This is a genomic window from Spiribacter vilamensis (assembly GCF_004217415.1).
GTDB classification, from domain to species: domain Bacteria; phylum Pseudomonadota; class Gammaproteobacteria; order Nitrococcales; family Nitrococcaceae; genus Spiribacter; species Spiribacter vilamensis.
The window spans coordinates 1,930,758-1,952,534 of sequence record NZ_SHLI01000001.1; the positions used below are offsets into that span (position 1 = coordinate 1,930,758).

General features: G+C 64.7%; 28 protein-coding genes. 14 read left to right on the forward strand and 14 right to left on the reverse strand.

Annotated features, from left to right (window positions below):
* Window positions 1-120 precede the first annotated feature (120 nt).
* Together EV698_RS09545 and EV698_RS09550 are read right to left on the reverse strand one after the other, a co-directional pair.
* Window positions 121-834 (reverse strand): RES family NAD+ phosphorylase, encoded by a 714-nt coding sequence (locus EV698_RS09545; RefSeq protein WP_239016259.1) that lies wholly within the window; start codon window positions 832-834, stop codon window positions 121-123.
* 3 nt (window positions 835-837) lie between these two features.
* Window positions 838-1,230, reverse strand: coding sequence for an antitoxin Xre-like helix-turn-helix domain-containing protein (locus EV698_RS09550; protein WP_130503839.1), 393 nt, complete (start codon window positions 1,228-1,230; stop codon window positions 838-840).
* Between the two features lie 261 nt (window positions 1,231-1,491).
* On the opposite strand from EV698_RS09550, the gene EV698_RS09555 reads away from it, so the two are divergent.
* Window positions 1,492-1,704 (forward strand): type II toxin-antitoxin system prevent-host-death family antitoxin, encoded by a 213-nt coding sequence (locus EV698_RS09555; protein ID WP_239016260.1) that lies wholly within the window; start codon window positions 1,492-1,494, stop codon window positions 1,702-1,704.
* Window positions 1,704-2,135 (forward strand): type II toxin-antitoxin system VapC family toxin, encoded by a 432-nt coding sequence (locus tag EV698_RS09560; protein ID WP_130504086.1) that lies wholly within the window; start codon window positions 1,704-1,706, stop codon window positions 2,133-2,135. The genes EV698_RS09555 and EV698_RS09560 overlap by 1 nt, the downstream gene beginning before the upstream one ends.
* 374 nt (window positions 2,136-2,509) lie before the next feature.
* On the opposite strand, the gene EV698_RS09565 is transcribed toward EV698_RS09560, so the two are convergent.
* Window positions 2,510-3,391, reverse strand: a complete 882-nt coding sequence (locus EV698_RS09565; RefSeq protein WP_130503840.1) for a fructosamine kinase family protein — start codon at window positions 3,389-3,391, stop codon at window positions 2,510-2,512.
* A gap of 55 nt (window positions 3,392-3,446) precedes the next feature.
* Between EV698_RS09565 and EV698_RS10455 the strand changes: the two genes are divergently transcribed.
* Window positions 3,447-3,578: a hypothetical protein gene (locus tag EV698_RS10455; protein ID WP_275395076.1), complete on the forward strand. Its 132-nt coding sequence runs from the start codon at window positions 3,447-3,449 to the stop codon at window positions 3,576-3,578.
* Between the two features lie 55 nt (window positions 3,579-3,633).
* Window positions 3,634-4,740: a dTDP-glucose 4,6-dehydratase gene (gene rfbB, locus EV698_RS09570; RefSeq protein WP_130503841.1), complete on the forward strand. Its 1,107-nt coding sequence runs from the start codon at window positions 3,634-3,636 to the stop codon at window positions 4,738-4,740.
* Here the strand turns inward: rfbB and EV698_RS09575 are convergent.
* On the reverse strand, window positions 4,737-5,906 hold the full coding sequence (locus EV698_RS09575; RefSeq protein WP_130503842.1) for an ATP-binding protein: 1,170 nt from the start codon (window positions 5,904-5,906) through the stop codon (window positions 4,737-4,739). The two genes, rfbB and EV698_RS09575, sit on opposite strands and share 4 nt — an antisense overlap.
* Window positions 5,907-6,075: 169 nt before the next feature.
* On the opposite strand from EV698_RS09575, the gene EV698_RS09580 reads away from it, so the two are divergent.
* The 6 genes from EV698_RS09580 to EV698_RS09605 all read left to right on the forward strand — a co-directional run bounded on the left by EV698_RS09580 (window position 6,076) and on the right by EV698_RS09605 (window position 8,661).
* Window positions 6,076-6,327, forward strand: a complete 252-nt coding sequence (locus EV698_RS09580) for a type II toxin-antitoxin system Phd/YefM family antitoxin (protein WP_130503843.1) — start codon at window positions 6,076-6,078, stop codon at window positions 6,325-6,327.
* Window positions 6,324-6,578 (forward strand): Txe/YoeB family addiction module toxin, encoded by a 255-nt coding sequence (locus tag EV698_RS09585; protein ID WP_130503844.1) that lies wholly within the window; start codon window positions 6,324-6,326, stop codon window positions 6,576-6,578. Before EV698_RS09580 ends, EV698_RS09585 begins: the two co-directional genes overlap by 4 nt.
* 28 nt (window positions 6,579-6,606) lie before the next feature.
* Window positions 6,607-7,155, forward strand: a complete 549-nt coding sequence (locus EV698_RS09590; RefSeq protein WP_130503845.1) for a glutathione peroxidase — start codon at window positions 6,607-6,609, stop codon at window positions 7,153-7,155.
* Between the two features lie 119 nt (window positions 7,156-7,274).
* Window positions 7,275-7,511, forward strand: coding sequence for a ribbon-helix-helix domain-containing protein (locus EV698_RS09595; RefSeq protein ID WP_130503846.1), 237 nt, complete (start codon window positions 7,275-7,277; stop codon window positions 7,509-7,511).
* On the forward strand, window positions 7,508-7,882 hold the full coding sequence (locus tag EV698_RS09600) for a type II toxin-antitoxin system VapC family toxin (RefSeq protein ID WP_130503847.1): 375 nt from the start codon (window positions 7,508-7,510) through the stop codon (window positions 7,880-7,882). Before EV698_RS09595 ends, EV698_RS09600 begins: the two co-directional genes overlap by 4 nt.
* 5 nt (window positions 7,883-7,887) lie before the next feature.
* A complete protein-coding gene (locus tag EV698_RS09605; RefSeq protein ID WP_130503848.1) occupies window positions 7,888-8,661 on the forward strand; it encodes an ElyC/SanA/YdcF family protein in 774 nt (257 codons plus the stop codon).
* A gap of 1 nt (window position 8,662) precedes the next feature.
* Here EV698_RS09605 and EV698_RS09610 read toward each other — a convergent pair whose 3' ends face one another.
* Both EV698_RS09610 and rpiA read right to left on the reverse strand, forming a co-directional pair.
* Window positions 8,663-8,863: a DUF2905 domain-containing protein gene (locus tag EV698_RS09610; protein WP_130503849.1), complete on the reverse strand. Its 201-nt coding sequence runs from the start codon at window positions 8,861-8,863 to the stop codon at window positions 8,663-8,665.
* 32 nt (window positions 8,864-8,895) lie between these two features.
* Window positions 8,896-9,558: a ribose-5-phosphate isomerase RpiA gene (gene rpiA / locus EV698_RS09615; RefSeq protein WP_130503850.1), complete on the reverse strand. Its 663-nt coding sequence runs from the start codon at window positions 9,556-9,558 to the stop codon at window positions 8,896-8,898.
* A gap of 53 nt (window positions 9,559-9,611) precedes the next feature.
* Here rpiA and ilvA point away from each other — a divergent pair, with 53 nt between their 5' ends.
* Entirely contained in the window at window positions 9,612-11,123 is a 1,512-nt protein-coding gene (gene ilvA, locus EV698_RS09620) for a threonine ammonia-lyase, biosynthetic (protein WP_130503851.1), read from the forward strand.
* 106 nt (window positions 11,124-11,229) lie between these two features.
* Here the strand turns inward: ilvA and EV698_RS09625 are convergent, their stop codons facing one another.
* Window positions 11,230-11,574: a TraR/DksA family transcriptional regulator gene (locus tag EV698_RS09625; RefSeq protein ID WP_130503852.1), complete on the reverse strand. Its 345-nt coding sequence runs from the start codon at window positions 11,572-11,574 to the stop codon at window positions 11,230-11,232.
* Between the two features lie 821 nt (window positions 11,575-12,395).
* Between EV698_RS09625 and EV698_RS09630 the strand changes: the two genes are divergently transcribed.
* Window positions 12,396-12,602: a DUF1289 domain-containing protein gene (locus EV698_RS09630; protein WP_130503853.1), complete on the forward strand. Its 207-nt coding sequence runs from the start codon at window positions 12,396-12,398 to the stop codon at window positions 12,600-12,602.
* 47 nt (window positions 12,603-12,649) lie between these two features.
* Entirely contained in the window at window positions 12,650-13,192 is a 543-nt protein-coding gene (locus EV698_RS09635; RefSeq protein ID WP_207220551.1) for an adenine phosphoribosyltransferase, read from the forward strand.
* 14 nt (window positions 13,193-13,206) lie between these two features.
* On the opposite strand, the gene EV698_RS09640 is transcribed toward EV698_RS09635, so the two are convergent.
* From EV698_RS09640 to EV698_RS09655, 4 genes are read right to left on the reverse strand one after another with little or no spacing between them, the layout of a single operon-like run.
* Window positions 13,207-14,004 (reverse strand): ABC transporter permease, encoded by a 798-nt coding sequence (locus EV698_RS09640; protein WP_130503854.1) that lies wholly within the window; start codon window positions 14,002-14,004, stop codon window positions 13,207-13,209.
* Window positions 14,004-14,993, reverse strand: coding sequence for an ATP-binding cassette domain-containing protein (locus EV698_RS09645; RefSeq protein WP_130503855.1), 990 nt, complete (start codon window positions 14,991-14,993; stop codon window positions 14,004-14,006). The genes EV698_RS09640 and EV698_RS09645 overlap by 1 nt, the downstream gene beginning before the upstream one ends.
* Window positions 14,993-18,046: an efflux RND transporter permease subunit gene (locus EV698_RS09650; RefSeq protein WP_130503856.1), complete on the reverse strand. Its 3,054-nt coding sequence runs from the start codon at window positions 18,044-18,046 to the stop codon at window positions 14,993-14,995. Before EV698_RS09650 ends, EV698_RS09645 begins: the two co-directional genes overlap by 1 nt.
* A complete protein-coding gene (locus tag EV698_RS09655) occupies window positions 18,043-19,143 on the reverse strand; it encodes an efflux RND transporter periplasmic adaptor subunit (RefSeq protein ID WP_130503857.1) in 1,101 nt (366 codons plus the stop codon). The genes EV698_RS09650 and EV698_RS09655 overlap by 4 nt, the downstream gene beginning before the upstream one ends.
* Window positions 19,144-19,260: 117 nt before the next feature.
* On the opposite strand from EV698_RS09655, the gene EV698_RS09660 reads away from it, so the two are divergent.
* A complete protein-coding gene (locus EV698_RS09660) occupies window positions 19,261-20,106 on the forward strand; it encodes a universal stress protein (RefSeq protein ID WP_130503858.1) in 846 nt (281 codons plus the stop codon).
* A 15-nt stretch (window positions 20,107-20,121) separates the two neighbouring features.
* On the opposite strand, the gene EV698_RS09665 is transcribed toward EV698_RS09660, so the two are convergent.
* Genes EV698_RS09665 through folE form a run of 3 tightly spaced genes read right to left on the reverse strand, consistent with a single transcriptional unit; the run spans window position 20,122 to window position 21,740 of the window.
* Window positions 20,122-20,775 (reverse strand): LysE family translocator, encoded by a 654-nt coding sequence (locus tag EV698_RS09665; protein ID WP_165385772.1) that lies wholly within the window; start codon window positions 20,773-20,775, stop codon window positions 20,122-20,124.
* Between the two features lie 24 nt (window positions 20,776-20,799).
* Entirely contained in the window at window positions 20,800-21,180 is a 381-nt protein-coding gene (folX, locus tag EV698_RS09670; RefSeq protein ID WP_130503859.1) for a dihydroneopterin triphosphate 2'-epimerase, read from the reverse strand.
* The gene (folE, locus tag EV698_RS09675) at window positions 21,177-21,740 is read right to left on the reverse strand and encodes a GTP cyclohydrolase I FolE (protein WP_130503860.1); all 564 of its coding nucleotides are present in this window, start codon (window positions 21,738-21,740) and stop codon (window positions 21,177-21,179) included. The genes folX and folE overlap by 4 nt, the downstream gene beginning before the upstream one ends.
* Window positions 21,741-21,777 lie beyond the last annotated feature (37 nt).

Sequence of the window (21,777 nt, forward strand, 5' to 3'; positions counted from 1 at the left end):
TCAGATGGCATTTCCGTCCGTTTTTCTCGATGCCATGGACGAACACGAACTCTCCCTCGAGCTGCGGGTTCGTGATTGGATGCGAACCGCGTCGGCTGAGTCTGTCGCTGGTCTAAGGGCCTATCCGTCGCCTGGGTGCGGTTGAACACCGCTTTCGGATAACTTGATGACATCGGTGATCGTCTGGCCGTCCCAATGATAGCCGTAGTGCTGCGTCTGGATCGCCGGCGGGACGAGACACCGGGGACGGAATACTGCCGCACAGACGCCCTCGGGATCCCGCACGCTCGGGTAACGGATTCCATCCTCGCCGCTCTGACGGGCCTCGAGACCGAAGGCCTGGGCGGCCGTATAGCTGTGGGGGTCGCACAGCGCCGCAACATCCGGTGCGCCCTCGATATCAATCAGATCAGCGATGAGTTCCGCCTCGTACAGACGCATCTCGAGCATCTGCGGCGGTTCGTCGGACCGTCTCATGAAGCGCTCGCGGTGGTAGACCGTCTCACGGATCGCCGTGGCGGTGGACGTGGCGCAGTAGTAAACGCCGAATGACCCGTCCGTGAATCGCGATCCATCGGCCGGCCGGTGCGTGAACGCCGCCATAATTGGCGTACTCCCGTGTCCGACGACACGCTCGCTCTGTGGCACAAGCGTGATGTCGCCGATCTCGTCGCGTAGCCGAGGGTTCGTTAGCCCCTCGAGATCCTGCACGGCCTCAAGATCCGCGGGGTCGGTCACCCGGTCGAAAAGCGTGACCGGCGGGAACCGCGAGGAGACCACGCGATAGGCCGGCGTCCAGTGTTCATGCCGCTGCGGCGCATCCTCCAGCCGCACCAGCTAGCCGCCCCGCTCAGCGTCAAGGTAACTGCGCACGACGAACAGGTCGCTGACCTGGCCGCCTTTCATTCGCTGGATCGGGGGTTCGCCAGCAAATAACGGATGCTGGTTCGTGCGATTCACCCAGCTGTCTGCCGCATCTTGACGAGGGAGGAGGATCTGCAACGCCTTGTAGATCCCGAGGATGAGACTGAGGCGCTCGAGCTGGCTGGCATCCATGTTCGGTTTGTCGTTCTTGCGCCACCGGCGATACGTGCTCGGGTAGGTACCGAGCAGTCGTGCCGCATCGGCCCCGGAAAGATTCCAGGCTTTTGCGATATTGATATATGTCCTCAGCCCGGCGCCGGCCATATCGTTACGCCGGTCCTGCGTTAAGGCGCTAAGCGTATTCATCTCGTTCTCCGGCTACGCATGTACAGCGAAAGTACTTCATATGCGCGACATAATCAATTTTTCGCCCATATGATCGGCTACTTCATGTGCTCTGGTGCGTGTGAGATGGCCTCGATCGTTTGTAACCTCGGGCACACGGCGAGTGTTTGTTAACCGATAGGTCATTTGTGGAAATGTTGCTACGATTTAGCTACGGGGCGATATCGGAAGGTCTGAAGCATGAAGATAACAAGGCTCTCAAGTCGTGAACTGGACTAGGATGTGAGTCGCGCGAAAAAAGCCGCGGAACTCGGTCCGGTTTTTATCACCGACCGCGGTAAGCCGGCGCATGTGCTGTTGAGTATGGAGGAATACCAGCGATTGACGGGCGGTAAACGCAATATCGCGGATGCGCTCGCCATGCCGGGAGTCGCCGACATCGAGTTCGACCCGCCGCGCATCAACCTTGAACCCCGGACTGCTGATCTGTCGTGATGGTTATCCTCGACACCAACGTGGTGTCGGAGCTGCGCAAGGTCCGAGCCGGCAAAGCGGATCCGAACGTCGCCGCATGGGCGGCGAGCGTCGACGCAACTACCTTGTACCTCTCGGCGATCACTCTGATGGAGATTGAGCTCGGAGTAACAGCGGCCGAGCGCCGTGATGAGGCGCAGGGCTCGATGTTACGGATCTGGCTCGAGTCGCATGTGCTACCCGAATTCGCCGACCGGGTATTACCCGTGGACACTGCCGTCGCTCTTCGCCGCGCCCGGTTGCATGTGCCTGATCGACGCAGCGAGTGCGACGCGCTGATTGCGGCAACGGCGCTCGTGCACGGTATGAGCGTCGTGACGCGTAATGTGGTTGACTTCGAGCCGACTGGCGTTGCGTTGATCAACCCGTGGTTGGATGGCGATGAACCGTGATTTATCTGCTCTACGGGCAGGCATGTCGATCACATTAGAGGTGCTGTTATGGCTGCGGGTACACAAGAGGAGCTTATGAAGTGACAGAGCGAGCGACGCGCATCAATGCGAGCCGCGAGGCGAACTACGCCAGGCGGCGCATCGGTACAAGGAATTGGTTCATGCCGATCCGGAACTGTGCCGGCTGCATATGACGGATTTTCAGGGCTGACTTTTGTTAGGGGTTCGCGACCCTTTGCACACGGCGAATGTGTATTGGTCGATACGTATTGCCCGTGTGCACGCGCTTCCGAACACCCATCACATTCTCCACGCTTGCCACCGCACCCGACTCGCGCTCGACTCGCGCCCGGCCCGTGCCCGGCCCGCGCCACTCAAACCTGCGCCAGCAACCGATCGATCAGCGACTCCGCTTCCCGCGCATACGGCCCGCCAAAGAGGTTGGCGTGGTTGAGTACGTGATAGAGCTGGTAGAGATCGCGGCGCACGGGATAGCCGGCATCCAGCGGATAGGCGGCATTGTAGGCGTCGTAGGCCGCCGTCGGGAGTCGTCCGAAGAGCTCGGACATGGCGATGTCGCTCTCCCGGTCGCCGAAGTACACCGCCGGGTCGTAGAGCACCGGCTGGCCACGCCCGTCGAACGCGACGTTGCCACCCCACAGATCGCCGTGCAGTAGCGACGGGACCGGGGTGTAACCCTCGAAAAACCCTGCCATCCGATCGGCCAGCGCCTCGCCGCGGCTTTGTAGCCGATCGCCCAGGCCGTTCCGCCGCGCCAGGGCAAGCTGGAATCGCAGCCGCTGATCGCGGTAGAAGCGTACCCAGTCGTGATCCGGCGGGTTGAGCTGATCGGTGGCGCCGATGGTGTTGTCGCGATGCCAGCCGTGGCGCTCGGCGGTCGTGCCGTGCAGCCCCGCCAGCTGCGCCCCCAGCGCCGCGGCGTCGCCGCGTGACTGCAGCTCGATCCACTCCATCACCAGGTAACTGCGCTCACCGGCAACGCCCCAGGTGAGCGGCGAGGGCACCCGCGGGCCGTCCGCCGCCGCCATCGCCTGCAATCCCTCGGCCTCCGCCTCGAACATGGCCAGCCGATCGACCCGGTTGAGCTTGACGAACCACGCCGCCGCGCCACCCTCCAGTCGATAGGCGGCATTGATATCGCCGCCGCCGATCGGCGTCCATTGCAGGGCGACGGGCGTCGATCCCAATGCATTGGCGATGCCCTGCTCAATGTCGGTCCGGCAGGCGTTGTCCATGATCGATCCTTTCAGGGGTGCGTAACTTTTCCGGAACAAGGGTATTATCGAAAGCATGATGACCGACACCCAAAAGAGAACTCCTATTGATGCGGCAAGGCTGCGTGCGTTGACTGATCAAATGCCGGTGGCCGATGAGGATGCGGGTTTGTTGATGCGTCGGGCGCGAAAGACCGAGCGCTACTGAAAACACTGAAAGCTCGGTGTGATTGTGTGTCGCCCGTTTTGCTAGAGTTTCAGCGATGAAAATACTTGTGACCGGCGGTGCCGGCTTTATTGGTTCGGCGCTGATCCGGCAACTGCGCGCCGGACAGCGCGCCGAGATCGTCAACGTCGATGCCCTGACCTATGCCGGCAACCCGGAATCCCTCCCCGGGCTGGACGACGATCCGGGGTATCGCTTCGAGCGGGTCGATATCCGTGATCGAGACGCGCTTGAGCGGGTCTTCCGCGACCACCGCCCCGATGCCGTGATGCACCTCGCCGCCGAAAGCCATGTCGACCGCTCGATCCTGGGTCCGGGGGTGTTCGTTGACACCAACGTGGTGGGCACGCAGGTCCTGCTCGACGTGGCCCGCGACTTCTGGGAAGGCCTCGACGACCGGCCCGACTCGAGTGGGCTCAGCGCGCGCGAGCGCTTTCGCTTCCATCACATCTCCACCGACGAGGTGTTCGGCGACCTGCCGCTGGACGCCCCCGCGTTCAACGAGTCGACGCCCTACGCGCCCAGCTCACCCTATGCCGCCAGCAAGGCCGCCAGCGACCACCTGGTGCGCGCCTGGCATCGCACCTACGGTCTGCCCGTGGTGATCACCAACTGCTCGAACAACTACGGTCCCTACCAGTTCCCCGAAAAGCTGATCCCGCTGATGATCCTGAACGCCTTGGCCGGCAAGCCCCTGCCGGTCTACGGCGATGGCGGCCAGATCCGCGACTGGCTGCATGTCGATGACCACGCCGAGGCGCTCTGGGCCGTTTTGCAGCGCGGTGAGATCGGCGGTACCTACGCGATCGGCGGCGATGCCGAGCGCACCAACCTGCAGGTCGTCGAAGCCCTTTGCGATGCCCTGGCGGCGCTGCGCCCGAATGGTCCCGGTGGCGGCGGGAACGGCTATCGCGACCTGATCCGGTTCGTCACCGACCGCCCGGGCCATGATCGCCGCTACGCCATCGACAGCCGCCGCATTCAGCACGAGCTCGGCTGGCGGCCGGCGCATAGCTTCGAGGCCGGGCTGCGCGAGACCATTCAGTGGTACATCGACCATCCCGAGTGGGTGCAGCGCGTCCAGAGCGGCGCCTACCGCGAGTGGATCGAGGCCAACTACGCGGATCGCGAACTTCGCGATTAATGTTCGAGACGGCTTAGATAGTCTGCCGGATCGGCCGAGAACTGGGCGAAGTGCTCAGGCGTGACGATGATCGGGGTGGCGTTGGGAACCTGCGCGCAAAACGCATCCAGCCCTTTCCGGGATTTCCGCGGCCCTGACTTGACTTCGATCGCGTACAGCTTGCCTCGATGCTGGTAGATAAAGTCCACCTCCGCATTGCCTTCACGCCAGTAGAAAAGCTTGCCGGGCAGGCGAGCAAGCTCGGCACCAACCGCCAGTTCGAATACGCGTCCGCGCTCCTCGGCGTTGTCGATGGCGGGCTGGCCCGCATTCATCCGGTACAACGCCGGGCAGCCTGGCAGGATTTTCGGGCTGGAGCCGCGTCGGCGCCAGGCCTTGGCAGAGTATTTCTCGAGGGCGTTGAGCATGAAAGCGCTCTCGTAGAGCGCGATGTAGTGCTTGATCAGATCGGTATTACCCTGGTCCTGGAGCTGTCCGAGCAGTTTGGTGTAACTGATCTCCTGCGCGGGGTAGTGACACAGGATCTCGAAGGCCTGGCGGAACAGGGCAGGCTTGCCTATCCGATGGAACTGGAGGATATCGCGGCCAATCACCGTCTCGACAATCGACTCCTTCAGGTACGCATACCAGCGATCGGGATCATGCTCGAGGGCGACGGCGCCCGGATAACCGCCGAATGCCAGGTAACGATCAAGATCGTAGTCGAATGCCTGCTGGAGTTCGTGAAAGCCCCAGTGATGAATCCGGGTCAACTCGAAGCGGCCCGCCAGGCTCTCGGTCACGCCGTCCTGGATCTGCAGCGCGCTCGACCCGAGCAGGATGACGCGCAGACGATCATCCGGGGACCGACTCGCCTGGCGGTCCCAGAGACCTTTGATCGTCTCCGGCCAGTTGGGCACCTTCTGGATTTCATCGATGACGAGGATGGCCCGTTGTCCTAGCAACAGCGCCTGCTGCCACTGTTCGAGCAGCCAGGTACGGTCGCTGGTGAGTACATCGTCGGCGCTCGCATAGTGGGTCGGCGAGTCGCGTTGCGCGATCAGTTGCTTGACGCCGGTTGTCTTCCCAACCTGTCTTGGCCCGACGAGCACCTGTATGAGCGGTGCCTCTTCGTCGAGCCGCTTGTCGAGGAAGGGAACAAAGGCGCGTTGGAAATCTGTTTTCATGGCTTGGTATTTTACTAGCTCTATCTATTATTTTTACTAGATTGATCTAGCAAAAGCAAAAAGCCCTTACTGTAAAACCCGTCAACCTTGCCGCCCCGTTTTCAACACCGCATCGATCGCCAGGGACTGAACCCTCAAGTACATTATCGCGTACAGACCAGGAGGGAATATGGACGCCATCAGTTATACAAAAGCACGGGCGAACCTGGCGGGCACGATGGAGCAGGTATGCGAGGACCACGCGCCCGTGACGATCACGCGGGGTCGTTCATCGTCGGTGGTCATGATGTCGCTGGAAGACTACGAATCACTGCAGGAAACGGCGTGGCTATTGCGCTCGCCCGCCAATGCCCGGCGGCTGCTCGAATCGGTCGCTGAGCTCGAAGCGTGGGGTGGTGAAGAGCATCCGCTCGCTGAATGAGTGTTTGTTTTTCAAGCAACGCCCGGGACGACTACCTGTTCTGGCAGAAAACGGACCGTCGGACGCTGAAGCGGGTCGATCAGCTAATCAAGGCGACGCTGCGAGAGCCCTTTGATGGGCCGGCAAAACCCGAGCCGCTGCGACACGGGCTTGCAGGCTACTGGTCGAGGCGAATCGATTACGAACACCGCATGGTCTACAAGATTGTCGATGGCACGCTGGTGATCGCACAGCTGCGGTATCACTATTAAACAAGGCACCCGTACCAAGGACTTCACCATGAAACCCGTCACCCTTGCCGCCCTGTTGATAACACTGATTCTGGGAGGGTCCGCGATGGCCGCTACCGCCTCCGCCAATGACTGGCTCGACCACGACATGCGACGCCTGCACTCGAGCGAGACGGTCAACATCAAGGCGCTCGCCGCCGACGCCCCGGCGGTGCTGCTGGTCAATACCGCCAGTCATTGCGGTTTCACCGGGCAGTTCGAGGGACTGGAGACGCTGCATCAGGCCTATGCCGATCGCGGCCTGAAGGTTATCGGATTCTCGTCCGATTCCTTCAACCAGGAGGCCGACGACGAGGCGGCCGCCGCGGAGACCTGTTTCGTCAACTTCGGAGTCAGCTTCGACATGATGGCGACGGTGCCGGTGCGCGGCGGCAACGCCCATCCCATCTTTGCCGAGCTCGCCCGCCAGTCCCGTGCGCCGCGCTGGAACTTCAACAAGTACCTGGTGAGCCCCGAGGGCGAGGTGGTCGAGGCGTTCGGTGCAATGACCCGACCGGGCTCGGCTAAGCTCAAACGCGCGATCGAACAGTTGTTGTAGCGGCGGAGAAAGGGCGGGCTGGAGCAGCCTGTCACTGAAGCTCCGCATTTCGCACAATTAGCAACTGCTTGATATCATATGACGTCATCAGAAGACGAATGGCCACCAGGAGGCGAAGCATGCGCACCATCATTGATTTGCCGGATGCTCAAATCGTGGCCTTGCGCGAGCTCGGTGAGCGTGAGCAGGCGTCTCGTGCCGAGCTCATTCGTCGCGCCGTTGCCGCCTATGTCGACGCCCATCAGCCGGCAATCGGCGATGATGCCGCTTTTGGACTATGGCGCGATCGTCCGCAGGCCAACACCGGCGGCCTCGCTTATCAGCGGGAGATGCGCGCGGAGTGGGATGAGCGGTGAAGGCGCTTTTCGATACCAATGTCCTAATTGACTATTTATCGGGGGTCGATGGGGCGCGCGACGAAATCGCCCGCCATGATGTGGCATTGATCAGTGCCATCACCTGGATGGAGGTCATGGCTGGCGCCAAACCGGCCGAAGAGGACACGCTGCGCGCCTTTCTCAGGCAATTTCGAGTGGTGGCGGTGGATGAGGCCGTGATGGAGACGACCGTGGCCATTCGGCGTGAGCACGGGATCAAACTGTCCAGTGCCATCATTTGGGCGACTGCCCGGCGTGAATATGCCTTGCTGGTCACCCGCGACCAGAGGGCTTTCCCGGCGGAGTTGCCGGATGTCCGCGTGCCTTACCAAGTGCATGATCGAGGCTGAGCCGCATGTTCTTTCTCACCAAACTCGCCGGCGCGCTGTTAAAGCCTCTTAGCCTGATCATCGCCGCCCTGCTGCTGGGGCTTTTGCTGACGGCGGTGACGCGTTGTCGGCGCAGCGGGCTAACGGTGATCGCACTCGCGACGCTCGGGCTGGGGGCCATCAGTCTCTGGCCGGTGGCCAACACGCTGATCGCGCCGCTCGAGCGTCAGTACCCGCCCGTGGCGACGCTCGACCAGGAGCCGGGGGCGATCGTGGTGCTCGGCGGTGGCGCCGTGGATGATCCCGCGTTGCCACTCACCGCGCAGGTGTCCGCGACGTCGCTGCAGCGCCTGATCGAGGGGATCCGGCTGTGGCGGGAGCATCCGGAAGCACTACTGGTTACCAGTGGGGCGTTGTCGCGGGGTCGGTCACAGGCGGCCATCGCCGCCGATCTCGCGATCGACTTGGGCGTGCCGGCGGACCGCATCCGTCGGCTGTCCGAGGCCCGTAATACCGAGGAGGAGGCCGCTGCCTATGCCCGGGACGTGGCAGCGGCGGGTGAGCGGCCGGGACTGGATGCGCCCGTTGTCGTCAGCTCGGCGAGCCATCTGCCCCGGGCAATCCGCTATTTCCGCGGCGAGGGGCTGGATCCGTTGCCCGCCCCCACGGCGCATCGTGCCCATCCGCGCTACTTTGACCTGCCCACCGACCTCGCACCCAGCGCCGATGACCTGCGCACCACCGAAGCCGCCTGGCACGAGTATCTCGGGCGACTGTGGGCGTGGATGCGCGGGCGGTAGCTTATTTGCGGAACCACCAGATGATCAGCGAGACGACGACGCTGACGATGATTGAGGTGGCGAGCGGGAAGTAGAAGGTAAAGCCTTCCCGGCGAATGAGGATGTCGCCCGGCAGTCGGCCCAGGCCTAGCTTGCTGATCACCGGCCAGAGCAGGCCGATGACCAGGATCACGATGCCGATGGTGACCAGGCCTTTTTGCATGGATGCTCAGCCCTCGTGCGTCACCGTCTGGTTCAGGCGGCGGTGAACCGCTGCACGCCCGTATCCGTGCCCACCAGCAGCTCATCGGCGGGCCGCACCGCGAACAACCCGTTGGTGACCACGCCGGCGATATTGTTCAGCCGGCGCTCCAGGGCGATGGGCTCGGAGCAGTCGAGGCTGCGGACATCGAGGATGACGTTGCCGTTATCCGTGGTGAAGTGCTCGCGAAGCTCGGGCCGGCCGCCCAGCTTGAGGAGCTCGCGGCCGACGTAGGACCGCGCCATGGGAATGACCTCCACGGGCAGCGGGAAGTCGCCGAGTGCGGTCACCCACTTGCTCTCGTCGACGATGCAGACAAAGCGGCGCGCGATGGCGGCGATGACCTTCTCGCGGGTCAGTGCGCCGCCACCGCCCTTGATCATCTGCAGGTGGCGGGTGATCTCGTCGGCGCCATCCACGTAGACCGCCAGCTCGCCGGCGCCGTTGGCATCGCGGACCTCAATGCCGTGATGTCGGAGGCGTTCGGCGGTGGCCTCCGAGGCGGGGACGGCGGCCTCGATCTCGACATCGGAGGCGGCGAGCGCATCGACGAAGCAATCAACGGTGGAACCACTGCCGACGCCGATGACGCTGCCGGACTGGATTTTGGCGATGGCCGCCTCGGCGGCGGCCTGTTTCTGGGCCTGGGCGCTCATGAATGGGTGTCTCCTGTACACTAATGCCCTTTGGGGCAAATTCCCGGTTGGGCATGCAATCCTATCTACAACGCATTCTGACAGCGAGCGTCTACGATGTCGCTGACCAGACGCCGCTGACCCGTGCCACTAACCTCTCGCGCCGCCTCGATAACGAGATCCTGTTAAAGCGCGAGGACATGCAGCCGGTGTTCTCGTTCAAGATCCGCGGGGCGTACAACAAGATCGCGAATCTCACCCAGGCGCAGCGCGACAAGGGCGTGATCTGCTCGTCCGCCGGCAACCACGCCCAGGGCGTGGCGATCTCGGCGCGCAAGCTGGGCATCAAGGCAACCATCGTGATGCCGCGGACGACACCGAGCATCAAGGTGGATGCGGTGCGCAACTTCGGCGGTCGGGTGGTGCTCCACGGCGATAACTACGACGCCGCGAAGGCGCATGCCGCCAAGCTCATCGAGGAACGCGGGCTTACCTTTATCCCGCCCTATGACGATCCGGATGTGATCGCCGGGCAGGGCACGGTGGGTATGGAGATCCTCAGCCAGCACCCGCGTCCCATCGACGCGGTGTTCGTCCCGGTCGGCGGCGGTGGACTGATCGCCGGCATCGCGGCGTACATCAAGCAGCTGCGCCCGGATATCCGCATCATCGCCGTCGAGCCCGAGGACGCGCCGACGCTGGAGCGGGCCATGGCCGCCGGCGAGCGGGTGACGCTGGACGAGGTGGGGATCTTTGCTGATGGGGTCGCCGTTCGCCAGATCGGTGAGGAGCCGTTCCGGATCGCTCGCGAGCTGGTGGACGAGTGCATGCTGGTGAGCACGGACGAGATCTGTGCCGGCATCAAGGATATCTTCGAGGACACCCGCACGGTAATGGAGCCCGCCGGCGCGCTGGCGGTGGCGGGGATCAAGAAGTATGTCGAGCGGACCGGCGCCACCGGCGAGACGCTGATCGGTATCAACTGCGGCGCCAACATGAATTTCTCCCGCCTGGGCCATGTTGCCGAGCGGGCGGAGCTGGGCGAGCATCGCGAGGCGGTGCTGGCAGTGACCATCCCGGAGCGGCCAGGGAGTTTCCGCGAGTTCTGCGAGACCATCGGTAACCGGGCGATCACCGAGTTCAACTACCGGTTCGCCCATGCCGACGAGGCGCATGTGTTCGCCGGGATCGGTCTGAATGACGGCCTGGCGGAGCGTGACGAGGTGGTCGAGGCGCTCTCGGCGAAGGGCTATCCGGTGCTTGATCTCACCGATGACGAGATGTCGAAGGTGCATGTCCGCCACATGGTGGGCGGCCGCGGGCATAACGTGGATCACGAGGTGCTCTACCAGGTGCGCTTCCCCGAGCGTCCCGGTGCGCTGCTGAATTTCCTCAAGCGGTTGGGTCGGCGCTGGAATATCTCGTTGTTCCACTACCGCAACCATGGTGCGGATTACGGTCGGGTGCTGGTGGGCATTCAGGTGCCGCCGGATCAGCGGGCGAAGTTCGAGGAGAGCCTGGACAAGCTCGGTTATCCGTATCGGAACGAGTCGGATAACCCGGCGTATGCGCTGTTCCTGAGCTAAGCGGTATTGCCGAGAGTCCGGGTCGGTGTCGGTGTCGGTGTCGGTGTCGGGGCTGGGGCCGTGCCAGTGACGGCCCATCGGGTGCCTGGCGGGGCTTGATCGTGCGTTATTGCTCGGCGCAGTCGATGCAGAGCGTGGCGGCCGGGTCGACCTCGAGCCGTCGCGGATTGATCAGTTCGCCGCAGCGCAGGCATTCGCCGTAGCTGCCATCGTCGCAGCGCTTTAGCGCCGAGGTGATGCGCGTGAGCGTGAGCTGGGCGCGCTGGTTGGTGGCCTGCGCCATGGCCTGCTGCTGGAGCGCATCCATTCGCGAGAGCCGCCCGACCCGGGTCTGGTCAAGCTCCACGGTTGCCCGCGCGTCATCGCGGGATTGGGTCTGTCCCTCGATCTCGGCCCGCAGTTCGTGCAGCCGCTGGCGAAAGTGGGGGATATCGATTTCGTCGTCGTTCATAGCCAAGAACGGTATCACGGACGGCGTGGCGACGAGACCGATTTGCCTGGTGGGGTTTTTTTGCGGCCAGTGCCCGTGTCGTTGCCTCTTCCCGACTCCTTGCACACCCCTTATACACATCCACCGGTGTGTATTCGCAGTGTGTGAGGAGTTGGAAAACGCTGACAGCGCTTTGTCTGGTGAGGCTTTTCGCGACCAGCGCCAATGTTGTTGCCTCTTCCCGACCCCTTGCACATCCTCTATACACATCCATCAATGTGTATCCGCAGTGTGCGCAGGGTAGGACAGAGCTGACAGCGCTCTGCCTGGCGGGGCTTTTCGCGGCCAGTGCCGGTGTTGTTTCCTCTTCCCGACCCCTTGCACATCCTCTATACACATCCATCAATATGTATCCGCAGTGTGCGAAGGGTAGGACAGAGCTGACAGCGCTCTGCCTGGCGGGGCTCTTCGCGGCCAGTGCCGGTGTTGTTGCCTCTTCCCGACCCCTTGCACATCCTCTATACATATCCATCAATGTGTATCCGCAGTGTGCGCAGGGTAGGACAGAGCTGACGGCGCTCTGCCTGGCGGGGCTCTTCGCGGCCAGTGCCGGTGTTGTTTCCTCTTCCCGACCCCTTGCACATCCTCTATACACATCCATCAATGTGTATCCGCAGTGTGCGAGGGGTAGGACAGAGCTGACAGCGCTCTGCCCGGCGAGGCCCCCCGCGACCCGCGACCAGCGTCCCGCCGGTGCCACCCTTTCCGTCCCGCATCGCCCCAAGTTGTCCTTTAACTTGCGTTTCTGGTAAAACCTCCCCACAACATCTAGTGGAGCAAGCATGAGCGCATCATCACCCTGCATCAGCATCTGCGAGGTCGAGGACGGCCGTTGCATCGGCTGTGGACGTACCGAAACCGAAATTGTCGAGTGGCGGGATTACCCCGAGGACAAGCGTATCGCCATCATGGATCGCCTCGATCGCGAAGCCGCCAATGGCGGCTGGCTGGCCGCGGATGCATTCAGCGACCCGGCCACCGATGCTTGATATCATGCGACGGCAGGAAAACTGAGGAGACGCTATCCGTGACCGCCATGATGAACGAGGATCGAGACGCCGCCGTGGCCCAAGTCGAGGGCCTGATCCGGGACATTCCCGACTTCCCCAAGCCGGGGATTATCTTCAAGGACATCACCCCGCTGCTGGGGGACGCCGCCGGCTTCCGGACCGCGGTAGATCTGCTTGCGGACAGCATCGAGGGCCCGATGCCGGATTACATCGTCGGCACCGAATCGCGCGGCTTCATCTTTGGCGCGGCGCTGGCCTACCACATCGGTGCCGGCTTCATTCCCGTGCGCAAGCCGGGCAAACTGCCTTCCGACGTCTATGCCTGTGAGTACAAGCTCGAATACGGCACCGACGCGCTGGAAGTCCACCGCGACGCCCTGAGCCAGGGCGCCCGCACGCTGATCGTCGACGACCTGCTCGCGACCGGCGGGACCGCCCGCGCCACCGGCGATCTGCTGCGGCGGCTCGGCGCGGAAATGCTCGGCTACAGCTTCGTTATCGAGCTGAGTTTCCTCAACGCCCGCGAGCATATGATCGACGCCCCGGTAAACGCCATCGTCCGCGTCTGATACCAGAACACCCCCTAACGGATCAGTCGCTTCCTCGCCAGGGCGGCGCTGATCCAGTAGGTGCCGACGGCATAGACGAGGATCACCGCCAGATGCAGCACCGGCGCGTCGACGGCGGTGCCGGTCATCAGCGGTCGGACCAGCATCACCACGTGCGCGAGCGGCAGGAACTGGGCGCCGATGCCCACCGCATCCGGTAGCCCGGAGAGCGGGAAAAACACGCCCGAGAGCAGCAGCATCGGCGTCATCACCAGCGTGAAGTAGTACAGGAAGAAGTCGTAGCTCGGCGAGATCGCGGTGACGATCATGGCGAGGCCGGCGAACGCGAACCCCGCCAGCAGAATCACCGGCAGCACCAGCAACGCCTCGGGGCCGGCGACCAGCCCCAGCACCGCCGCCACCAGCACGATGGCACTGGCGTTGATGAGCGCCTTGGTGGCCGCCCAGGCGATCTCGCCCAGCACCACGTCGTCGACGTTCATGGGCGCGGCGAGCATGGCCGCCCAGGTCTGCTGCTGGGTAAGCCGCGTGAAGGCCGAATACAGGGCCTCGAACGTGGCGCCGGTCATCGCCGCCGAGCAGACGATGCCACTCGCCAGGAACACCATGTAGCGCATGCCCTCGACCTCGCCCACGAACTGGCCGAGGCCGTACCCGAGTGCGAGCAGGTACAGCACCGGCTCGCCGAAGTTGCCGAGCAGCGAGGGCAGCATGAGCTTGCGCCAGACCCGCAGGTTGCGCAGCCACACGGCGATGAACCGCAGGCTGAGCTGCGGCGCGGTTTTCAGGTGATCGGAAACACTTGCCGTCATCAGTCGCGCAGCTCCCGTCCGGTCAGGCGCAAAAAGACATCCTCGAGGCTCGCCGGCCGGTACAGGTAGCCCGGACCGACCAGGGCCTCCACCTGCCGGATCAGCGCCTCGCGATCCTGGCCGTAGATCAGCACCGTCTCGCCCACCGGCTCGATGCGGAAGCCGGCGTCGGCCAGCGGCGCCAGCGGCCCGCCAACGTGACTCTCGACATCCGCCCTGACATCGGGATCGATATCCCCCGCATCGTTCAACCGGCCCATCCAGCGCATGGCCAGGTCGCCGCGCAACTCCACCACGTGGGGCTCGATATGCGCGGCGATCAGGGCCGCGGGGCTGTCGCAGGCAACGATCCGGCCGTGATCGATGATCGCCGCCCGGTCGCAGAGGCGCTCGGCCTCCTCCATGTAATGTGTGGTCAGCAGCAATGTCCGGCCCTGGCGGCGCAGCGTGTGCATACGCTCCCAGATGTGCTGACGGGCCTGGGGATCGAGCCCCGTACTGGGCTCATCGAGCGCCAGCAGCTCGGGATCGTTCACCAGCGCCCGGGCCAGGGTCAGGCGCCGCTTCATGCCGCCGGACAGGCCCGTGATCGGGTCATCGGCACGATCGGTGAGCTCGGCGAAGGCGAGTAGCGAGTCCATGCGCGCCTCCACCTGTTTCCGCCGCGCCCCGTAGTAGGCGCCGTAGGTGATCAGGTTCTCGCGCACGCTGAAATCCGGGTCGAGGTTGTCGAACTGCGGCACGATCCCGGCCCGCTCGCGCATCGCCCGGGCCCGGCGCGGAATGGGCTCGCCGAGGACGGTGATCTCGCCGCTGCTCGGCGGCGTCAGCCCCAGCAGCATGCGCAGCGTCGTGGTCTTGCCGGCGCCGTTCGGCCCCAGCAGGGCGAAGCACTCGCCCGCCTCGACGGTCAGGTCGATCCCGTCCACCACCGTCGTGTCGCCATAGATCCGCGTCAGCCCGCGGGCCGTTACCGCTGCATCCGCCATTATGCCGTCACCTCGTCGGACCGGCCGGCGTTATGGTCCCGCGCCAGCAGCAGATAGAACGCCGGCAGCACGAACAGGGTAAAGACCGTGCCGATGCCAAGCCCCGTCGCGATGGTCAGACCGATATGGAAGCGGCTGACCGCGCCCGGCCCGGTGGCGATGAGCAGCGGCACCATGGCCATGATCAGCGCCAGCGAGGTCATGATGATCGGCCGCAGCCGGATGGCGGACGCCTCCTCGACGGCGGCGCGCTTGCCCAGTCCCTTGTGGATCTGCAGGTTGTTGGCGAACTCCACGATCAGGATGCCGTTCTTGGCCACCACGCCGATCAGCGTGATCAGCCCCACCTGGGTGTAGATGTTCACCGTCGCGAAGCCGAGGGTGATGAACGCGAGCGCCCCGGCGATACTCAGCGGCACCGAGACGAGGATGATCGCCGGATCACGCCAGCTCTCGAACTGCGCGGCGAGCACCAAGTAGATCACCACGATCGACAGGAAGAAGGTCAGCACCAGTGCGCCGCCCTGGCCGGCGAACTGCCGCGACTGGCCGGTGTAGTCGATGTTGTAGTTGGCCGGCAGAACCTGATCGGCGGTGGTCTCCAGGTATCCCAGCGCGTCGCCCAGGGGCACGCCCGGCGCCGGAATGCCCTCCAGGGTGACGGAGTTGAGCTGCTGGAACTGGTTGCGCGAGCTCGGCACCACGGACTCCTCCAGCGTCACCAGGCTCGACAGCGGGACGGACTCGCCCTCGGGCGTCTCGATGTAATAGTCCTTGAGCTTCTCCGCGGTGGCGCGGAACGGCCGGTCGACCTGGGGAATGACCTTGTAGCTGCGGCCATCGAGGTTGAAGCGGTTGACGTAGCCCCCGCCCAGCATCCCCGACAGGCTGCTGCCGAGGTTGGCCATGCTGATGCCCATGTCCGCCGCCTTGTCGCGATCGACCCGGACCGTGGTCAGGGGGCGGTCGAACTCGACGGACTTTTTCAGGAACAGGAAATTGCCGCTGCCCATGGCCTGGCCGATGAGGTCGTCGGCCACGCTGTCGAGCGCCTCGTAGCTGGCCGAGGTGTTGAGCACGAACTGGACCGGCAGACCGCCCCCGGACCCGGGCAGGCTGGGCAGCGGGAATACCGCGGTATCGAGTCCCGGGTTGGGGGTGAACTTGGCGGTGACCTCCTGCTGGATGGCGTCCTGGCCGCGCTCCCGCTCGCTGGTGGGGACGACCTTGACGCCGCCGAACACGGTATCCGGTGACAGGCCACCGAGGATCATGAACGTCTCGCTGTACTCGGGGATGCTCTCGGCCTGGGTCTGGTAGCGCTCCGCGAACTCGGCGAGGTAATCGTAGGTCGCCGTGCGCGGTGCCGTACCCTGGAAGAACAGGATGCCCTGGTCCTCGGTGGGGGCGAGCTCGTTCTGGCTCATGGTGAACATGAAGTAGTTCGAGCCGAGCACGATCACGCCGAAGACGATCAGCACGCTCTTGGTATCGAGCAGGCTGTGCAGGCTGCGCTTATAGGCCGCGGACAGGCCGTTGAAGGCCCGCTCGACGAAGGCCTCGAACCGGCCCGACTGGCCGCCCGGCTTGAGCACGGCGGCGGAGATCATCGGCGAGAACGTCAGCGCCACGATGCCCGAGATCAGCACCGCACCGGCCAGCGTGAAGGCGAACTCGGTGAACAGCGTGCCCACCAGGCCGCCCATGAAGCCGATGGGCGCGTAGACGGCGAGCAGCGTGGTGGTCATCGCGATAATGGGCACCGCCAGTTCGCGGGCCCCCGTGATGGCCGCATCGAAGTTGGAATAGCCCTCCTCGATATGCCGGTGGATGTTCTCCACCACGATGATGGCGTCGTCCACCACGAGGCCGATGGCCAGCACCAGCGATAGCAGCGTGAGCAGGTTCAGCGAGTAGCCGAGGGCGATCATGATGGTCGCGGCCCCCACCAGCGACAGCGGCACGGCGAGCGAGGGCACGATCGCCGCGCGGATCGAGCCAATGGTCAGGAAGATCACCAGCAGCACGATCAGCACCGCCTCTGCGATGGTCTTGAAGACCTCGTCGATGGAGCTCTGGATGAACTCGCTGGCGTCGTAGGGCAGTGCCAGCTGGATGCCCTGCGGGAGCTGATCGCGCAGGTTGGGCATTTCGCTGCGGACGGCACCGGCGACATCCAGCGGGTTGGAACCGGGGGCCTGCTCGACGGCGATGAACACGCCGGGCTGGCCCTTGTACCAGGCCGCCGAGGAATAGGTCTCGGAGCCGAAGTCGGTCGCGGCGACGTCCTCGATCCGCACCACCGTGCCGTCCTGCTCGCGGACGACGAGCCGGTCGAAGGCACGCGGATCGCTGATATCGGTGTCCACCGAGAGGTTGATGCGCGTATACGGGCCCTTGGTGTTGCCGATGCCGGCCTGGTAGTTGTTGGCCTGCAGGACCTCGCGGACCTCGCTGGCCGTGACGTTCAGCGCCGCCATCCGCTCCGGATCGAGCCAGATTCGCATCGCCGGCGAGCGACCGAACACGCGCGCCTTCGCCACGCCCTCGAGCGCCTGGACCTGGGGCTGGATGACGCGATTCACGAAGTCGGTGATCTCGGGGATTTTCACCGACTCGCTGTAGATGGCGAGGTACATCAGCGCCGTCTGATCGCCGGTGCTCGACTCGATCACCGGGTCCTGGGCGTCCGCTGGCAGGACGTTGCGCTGGCTCGCCACCTTGGCCTGGATCTCCGAGACGGCGGCATTGGCGTCGTAGTTGAGCGCCATGTTCACTTCAATGGTGGACTGGCCCTGCCGGCTCTCGGAGGTGATGTAGTCGATGCCGTTGGCCTCGGCGATGGCCTGCTGCAGCGGCTGGGTGATAAAGCCCTGCACCAGTTCGCTGTCGGCGCCGGGGAAGGCGGTGGTCACCGTCACCACCGTGTTCTCGGTGGAGGGATACTGGCGGACCTCCAGCAGATCCAGCGAGCGCAGGCCGGCCAGCAGGATCAGCAGGCTCACCACCGTCGCGAGGACCGGCCGGTTGATGAAGATGTCGGTGAATTTCATCGGCCGCTCACCTCGGCCGGATCCAGGCCCACGGTCTCATCGATCGTCACCGGCTGGCCGGGCCGCACCTTGACCAGGCCGGCGGCGACCAAACGCTCACCCTCGGCGAGGCCGTCGGTGACCTCGATGCGGCCGTCCCGGACCTCGCCGGTCTCGATCTGCACCCGCTCGGAGACCAGGCCATTGTCGGTCTCGTTAATGCGCAGCACGAAATCGCCGTAGGTATTGAAGCTCACCGCGGTGCGCGGGATCGTCAGCACGGATCGCTCGAGCGGCTCGAGCACGGTGACCCGCGCGAACATGCCGGGCCGCAGCCGGCCGTCGGGGTTGTCCAGAGTCGCGCGAAGCGATACCGACCGGGTGTTCTCGGTAATGGCGCTGTCGATGGCGGTGATCTCGCCGCGGAAGACCTCGTCGAGTGCGCTGGTGCGCATTTCGATGGTCTGGCCCCGCTCGACGTCGGTCAGAAACCGCTCCGGCAGGGTGAAATCGGCATAGATCGGATCGAGCCGCTGGAGCTCGACGATATCGCTGCCCGGCGCCAGGTACTGACCGACGCTGACCTGGCGCAGGCCGAGGACGCCGGTGAACGGGGCGCGGATGGTCTTCTGGTCGAGTCGCGCCTGCTGGGTGTTGACCGCGGCATTGGCGCTGTCGAGCCGGGCCCGTGCCTCGTCGAACTGCGACTGCGAGATGGCGCGCTGGGGCAGCAGGTCCTGGGCGCGGTTGAACTCGATCCGGGCGAGCTCCGCCTCGGCCTCGAGCCCGCGGAGCTCCGCCTGATCGACATCGGTATCGAGCCCGGCGAGCCGATCCCCGATCTCGACCTGGTCGCCGGAGTCGAAATCGAGCGTGTCGATGGTCCCGGCGACCTCGGTGCTGACCGCTACGCGATCCACGGCGGTGAGGCTGCCGACGCTCTCGCGCTTGCCCTGCCACTGCTCCGACGCGACCGCGGTGGCGGTGATGTTGGCGGGGCGGGGGCCACCACCGGGGCCACCGGCCTGCATCTGTACGAAATACTTATAGCCGAAAATACCGCCGAAGATCCCGCCCAGCAGGAGCAGGGCGATCAGAAGGCGAATGAATACTTTCATGGGTCGAGTTCCGTTCCTGGCAATCGGGAAGCGCGTGGCAGCGGGTTTCGCTGTCGGACAGTCCCGTGACGATAAAGTTGTTACTGTATCAGTGACCGTTATTGAGGGAGAGGGGTCATGATTCGCTCAATCCTGCTTTATCTGCACAAGGACGGCCACGAGGCCGATCACGTCGCCGCCGCGGCCGATCTGGCGACCGCCCACGGCGCGCATCTCACCGGGCTGGCCGTGGCCGAGCCGCTGGCCGCGCATGCCGAGTATCTGCCCCCGGAGGCGCTGGACCGCTATCGCGATGCCTGGCAGATCCACAATGCCGGGCTCGAGACCGTGTTCAACGAGGGCGTATCGCACTATGCGCTTCGCACCGAGTGGCGATCGGTGGAGGATCTGCGCGTCGATCGCAGCACGCTGGATGTCATCGCCCAGCAGGCCCGCTATTCCGATCTGTTGATGGTCGGCCAGATCGATCCCGACCGCCCCGCCGACCTGGTGCCCTCGGATCTGCCCGGACAGGCGGCGGTGCTCGCCGGCCGGCCGGTGCTGGCGATCCCCTACGCGTGGAAGCGCCGGGCCATCGGCCACCGGGTAATCATCGCCTGGGACGGCGGCCGGGAGTCGGCCCGGGCCGTCAGCGATGCCCTGCCCCTGCTGCGCCGCGCCGACGAGGTGCAGATCGCCGTGATCGGCACCGGTCCGCGCGGGCTGACCGGTCCCCATGGCGATCTGCCGGGGGCGGACATCGCGGCCCACCTGGCCCGTCATGACATCCGCGTCACCGCGACCCACCAGGGCAGTGTCGACATCCCGGTGGCGGACGCGCTGCTCTCGGCGGCGGCGGATGCCGATGCCGATCTGCTGGTGATGGGGGCCTACGGCCGTTCGCGCTTTCGCGAGATGGTGATGGGCGGCACGACCCGGCGGATCCTCAGCGAGATGACGCTGCCGGTGCTGCTCTCGCACTGAACCGCGCGGGCGTGCCTAGCCGATGACGGTGGCGGCGGTGCTGAGGGCGAGGAACACCAGCACCGCGCCGGTCAGGCGTTCGATCCAGACCCGCCGGCGCCGCAGCCAGGCGGCACCGCCGCTCGCTGCGAGGCCGGTGGCGACCAGTGCATACCAGGCGGCGTCCACCGTGGCCGCGGTCCCGGCGAGGATCGCCACCGTCCCGGCATCGGCATCGGCGGAAACGAACTGGCTGAACAGCGCCAGGAAGAACACCGCGATCTTGGGGTTGAGCAGCGCCATGGCGAGCCCGTCGCGGATCGCCGCCCGGCTGCCATGCCCCTCATTACCGGCGGCGGGTTCGGCCGACTCGGCGGGGTCCGAAGGCGTTTCGAGCCCATCTGGCGACGCCGCGCGCATCGCACTGGCACCCAGCCACAGCAGATAGCCCGCCCCCGCCAGCGTGATCGTGGTGAAGAGTGCCTGCTGCGCGGCAATGATCGCGGCCAGCCCCAGCGCCGTCGCCAGGGCGTAGATCCCGACGCCAACGCCGTGGCTGATCGCGGTGACGAGCCCGGCGGCCCGGCCGTGGTTGACGGTGTTGCGCATCACCAGCGCCAGGCTGGGGCCGGGCGACATGGCCCCGAGCAGACAAACCGCGGTCAGTGACAGCCAGGTGGTGAGTGTCATGGCGGCGGAGAGCCGGTCCGGCCGCTACCCGCGGCTTGCGGCCATGGTCAGCGAGACCGAGTCGGCAAAGCGCAGGGCGTGGGGCTTGTCGACCTCGACCTCGGTGTGCTGTACGGCGCCATGGGCCATGACCAGCTCCACCAGGTCGTTGACCAGTTTCTCGAGCAGCAGAAACCGGTTGTCCTCGACATGGGCGATGACCTGCTTGGTGATGGTCTTGTAATCCAGCGCCTCGTCCACCGCGTCACCGCGGGCGGCGGACAGGGCGTCATAGTCGATGTGGATGTTGACGACCACGTCCTGGCGCTTACGCTGCTCCTCGTCGTTGAAGCCGACGAACGTGCGCAGTCGCAGATCCTTGACGCGGATACGCGACAGCGGGCGCTGCGTGCCGGTCCCGCTCATGCCGGCCGCCGGCGGATGAGCTGGAGGAATTCGTTGCGCGACGAGACCGACTCGCGGAATGTGCCGAGCATGACCGACGAGCTCATCTCGGCGTTCTGCTTGCTGACGCCGCGCATCATCATGCACATGTGCCGGGCATCCATCTGCACGGCGACACCCCTGGCGTCGGTGACGTGCTGTATGGCCTCGGCCACCTCGCGGGCGAGGTTCTCCTGGATCTGCAGGCGGCGCGCGTACATATCGACGATGCGGGCGATCTTCGACAGGCCGATGACCCGGCCATTGGGGATGTAGCCCACCTGGGCATGGCCGAAGAAGGGCAGGACGTGGTGTTCACACAGGGAGTAGAATTCCACGTCTCGGACAATGACCATTTCGTCGTTGTCGGATTCGAACATCGCGCCGTTGACCAGTTCTTCGAGGGACTGATGATATCCCTGGGTGAGGTATTCCATGGCCCGGGCGGCGCGGTAGGGCGTTTTCTCGAGGCCACCACGGCGGGTGTCTTCACCCAGGCCAGTGATGATTTGTTCGAAATGATGGTCCAGATCGGGATTCATCAGCGATCTCCGTTCGACTGAAAGGTTGGGGTTACGC

Excerpts from the sequence above, each read along its gene's own strand:
- EV698_RS09635 (WP_207220551.1), top strand. The coding sequence starts at position 12,650 with ATGATGAACGAGGATCGAGACGCCGCCGTGGCCCAAGTCGAGGGCCTG.
- rfbB (WP_130503841.1), top strand. The coding sequence starts at position 3,634 with ATGAAAATACTTGTGACCGGCGGTGCCGGCTTTATTGGTTCGGCGCTG.
- EV698_RS09605 (WP_130503848.1), top strand. The coding sequence starts at position 7,888 with ATGTTCTTTCTCACCAAACTCGCCGGCGCGCTGTTAAAGCCTCTTAGC.
- rpiA (WP_130503850.1), bottom strand. The coding sequence starts at position 9,558 with ATGAGCGCCCAGGCCCAGAAACAGGCCGCCGCCGAGGCGGCCATCGCC.
- ilvA (WP_130503851.1), top strand. The coding sequence starts at position 9,612 with ATGCAATCCTATCTACAACGCATTCTGACAGCGAGCGTCTACGATGTC.
- folE (WP_130503860.1), bottom strand. The coding sequence starts at position 21,740 with ATGAATCCCGATCTGGACCATCATTTCGAACAAATCATCACTGGCCTG.
- EV698_RS09595 (WP_130503846.1), top strand. The coding sequence starts at position 7,275 with ATGCGCACCATCATTGATTTGCCGGATGCTCAAATCGTGGCCTTGCGC.
- EV698_RS09610 (WP_130503849.1), bottom strand. The coding sequence starts at position 8,863 with ATGCAAAAAGGCCTGGTCACCATCGGCATCGTGATCCTGGTCATCGGC.
- EV698_RS09580 (WP_130503843.1), top strand. The coding sequence starts at position 6,076 with ATGGACGCCATCAGTTATACAAAAGCACGGGCGAACCTGGCGGGCACG.
- EV698_RS09575 (WP_130503842.1), bottom strand. The coding sequence starts at position 5,906 with ATGAAAACAGATTTCCAACGCGCCTTTGTTCCCTTCCTCGACAAGCGG.
- folX (WP_130503859.1), bottom strand. The coding sequence starts at position 21,180 with ATGAGCGGGACCGGCACGCAGCGCCCGCTGTCGCGTATCCGCGTCAAG.
- EV698_RS09585 (WP_130503844.1), top strand. The coding sequence starts at position 6,324 with ATGAGTGTTTGTTTTTCAAGCAACGCCCGGGACGACTACCTGTTCTGG.
- EV698_RS09560 (WP_130504086.1), top strand. The coding sequence starts at position 1,704 with ATGGTTATCCTCGACACCAACGTGGTGTCGGAGCTGCGCAAGGTCCGA.
- EV698_RS09645 (WP_130503855.1), bottom strand. The coding sequence starts at position 14,993 with ATGGCGGATGCAGCGGTAACGGCCCGCGGGCTGACGCGGATCTATGGC.
- EV698_RS09590 (WP_130503845.1), top strand. The coding sequence starts at position 6,607 with ATGAAACCCGTCACCCTTGCCGCCCTGTTGATAACACTGATTCTGGGA.
- EV698_RS09640 (WP_130503854.1), bottom strand. The coding sequence starts at position 14,004 with ATGACGGCAAGTGTTTCCGATCACCTGAAAACCGCGCCGCAGCTCAGC.
- EV698_RS09660 (WP_130503858.1), top strand. The coding sequence starts at position 19,261 with ATGATTCGCTCAATCCTGCTTTATCTGCACAAGGACGGCCACGAGGCC.
- EV698_RS09550 (WP_130503839.1), bottom strand. The coding sequence starts at position 1,230 with ATGAATACGCTTAGCGCCTTAACGCAGGACCGGCGTAACGATATGGCC.
- EV698_RS09650 (WP_130503856.1), bottom strand. The coding sequence starts at position 18,046 with ATGAAATTCACCGACATCTTCATCAACCGGCCGGTCCTCGCGACGGTG.
- EV698_RS09630 (WP_130503853.1), top strand. The coding sequence starts at position 12,396 with ATGAGCGCATCATCACCCTGCATCAGCATCTGCGAGGTCGAGGACGGC.
- EV698_RS09665 (WP_165385772.1), bottom strand. The coding sequence starts at position 20,775 with ATGACACTCACCACCTGGCTGTCACTGACCGCGGTTTGTCTGCTCGGG.
- EV698_RS10455 (WP_275395076.1), top strand. The coding sequence starts at position 3,447 with ATGATGACCGACACCCAAAAGAGAACTCCTATTGATGCGGCAAGGCTG.
- EV698_RS09625 (WP_130503852.1), bottom strand. The coding sequence starts at position 11,574 with ATGAACGACGACGAAATCGATATCCCCCACTTTCGCCAGCGGCTGCAC.
- EV698_RS09565 (WP_130503840.1), bottom strand. The coding sequence starts at position 3,391 with ATGGACAACGCCTGCCGGACCGACATTGAGCAGGGCATCGCCAATGCA.
- EV698_RS09655 (WP_130503857.1), bottom strand. The coding sequence starts at position 19,143 with ATGAAAGTATTCATTCGCCTTCTGATCGCCCTGCTCCTGCTGGGCGGG.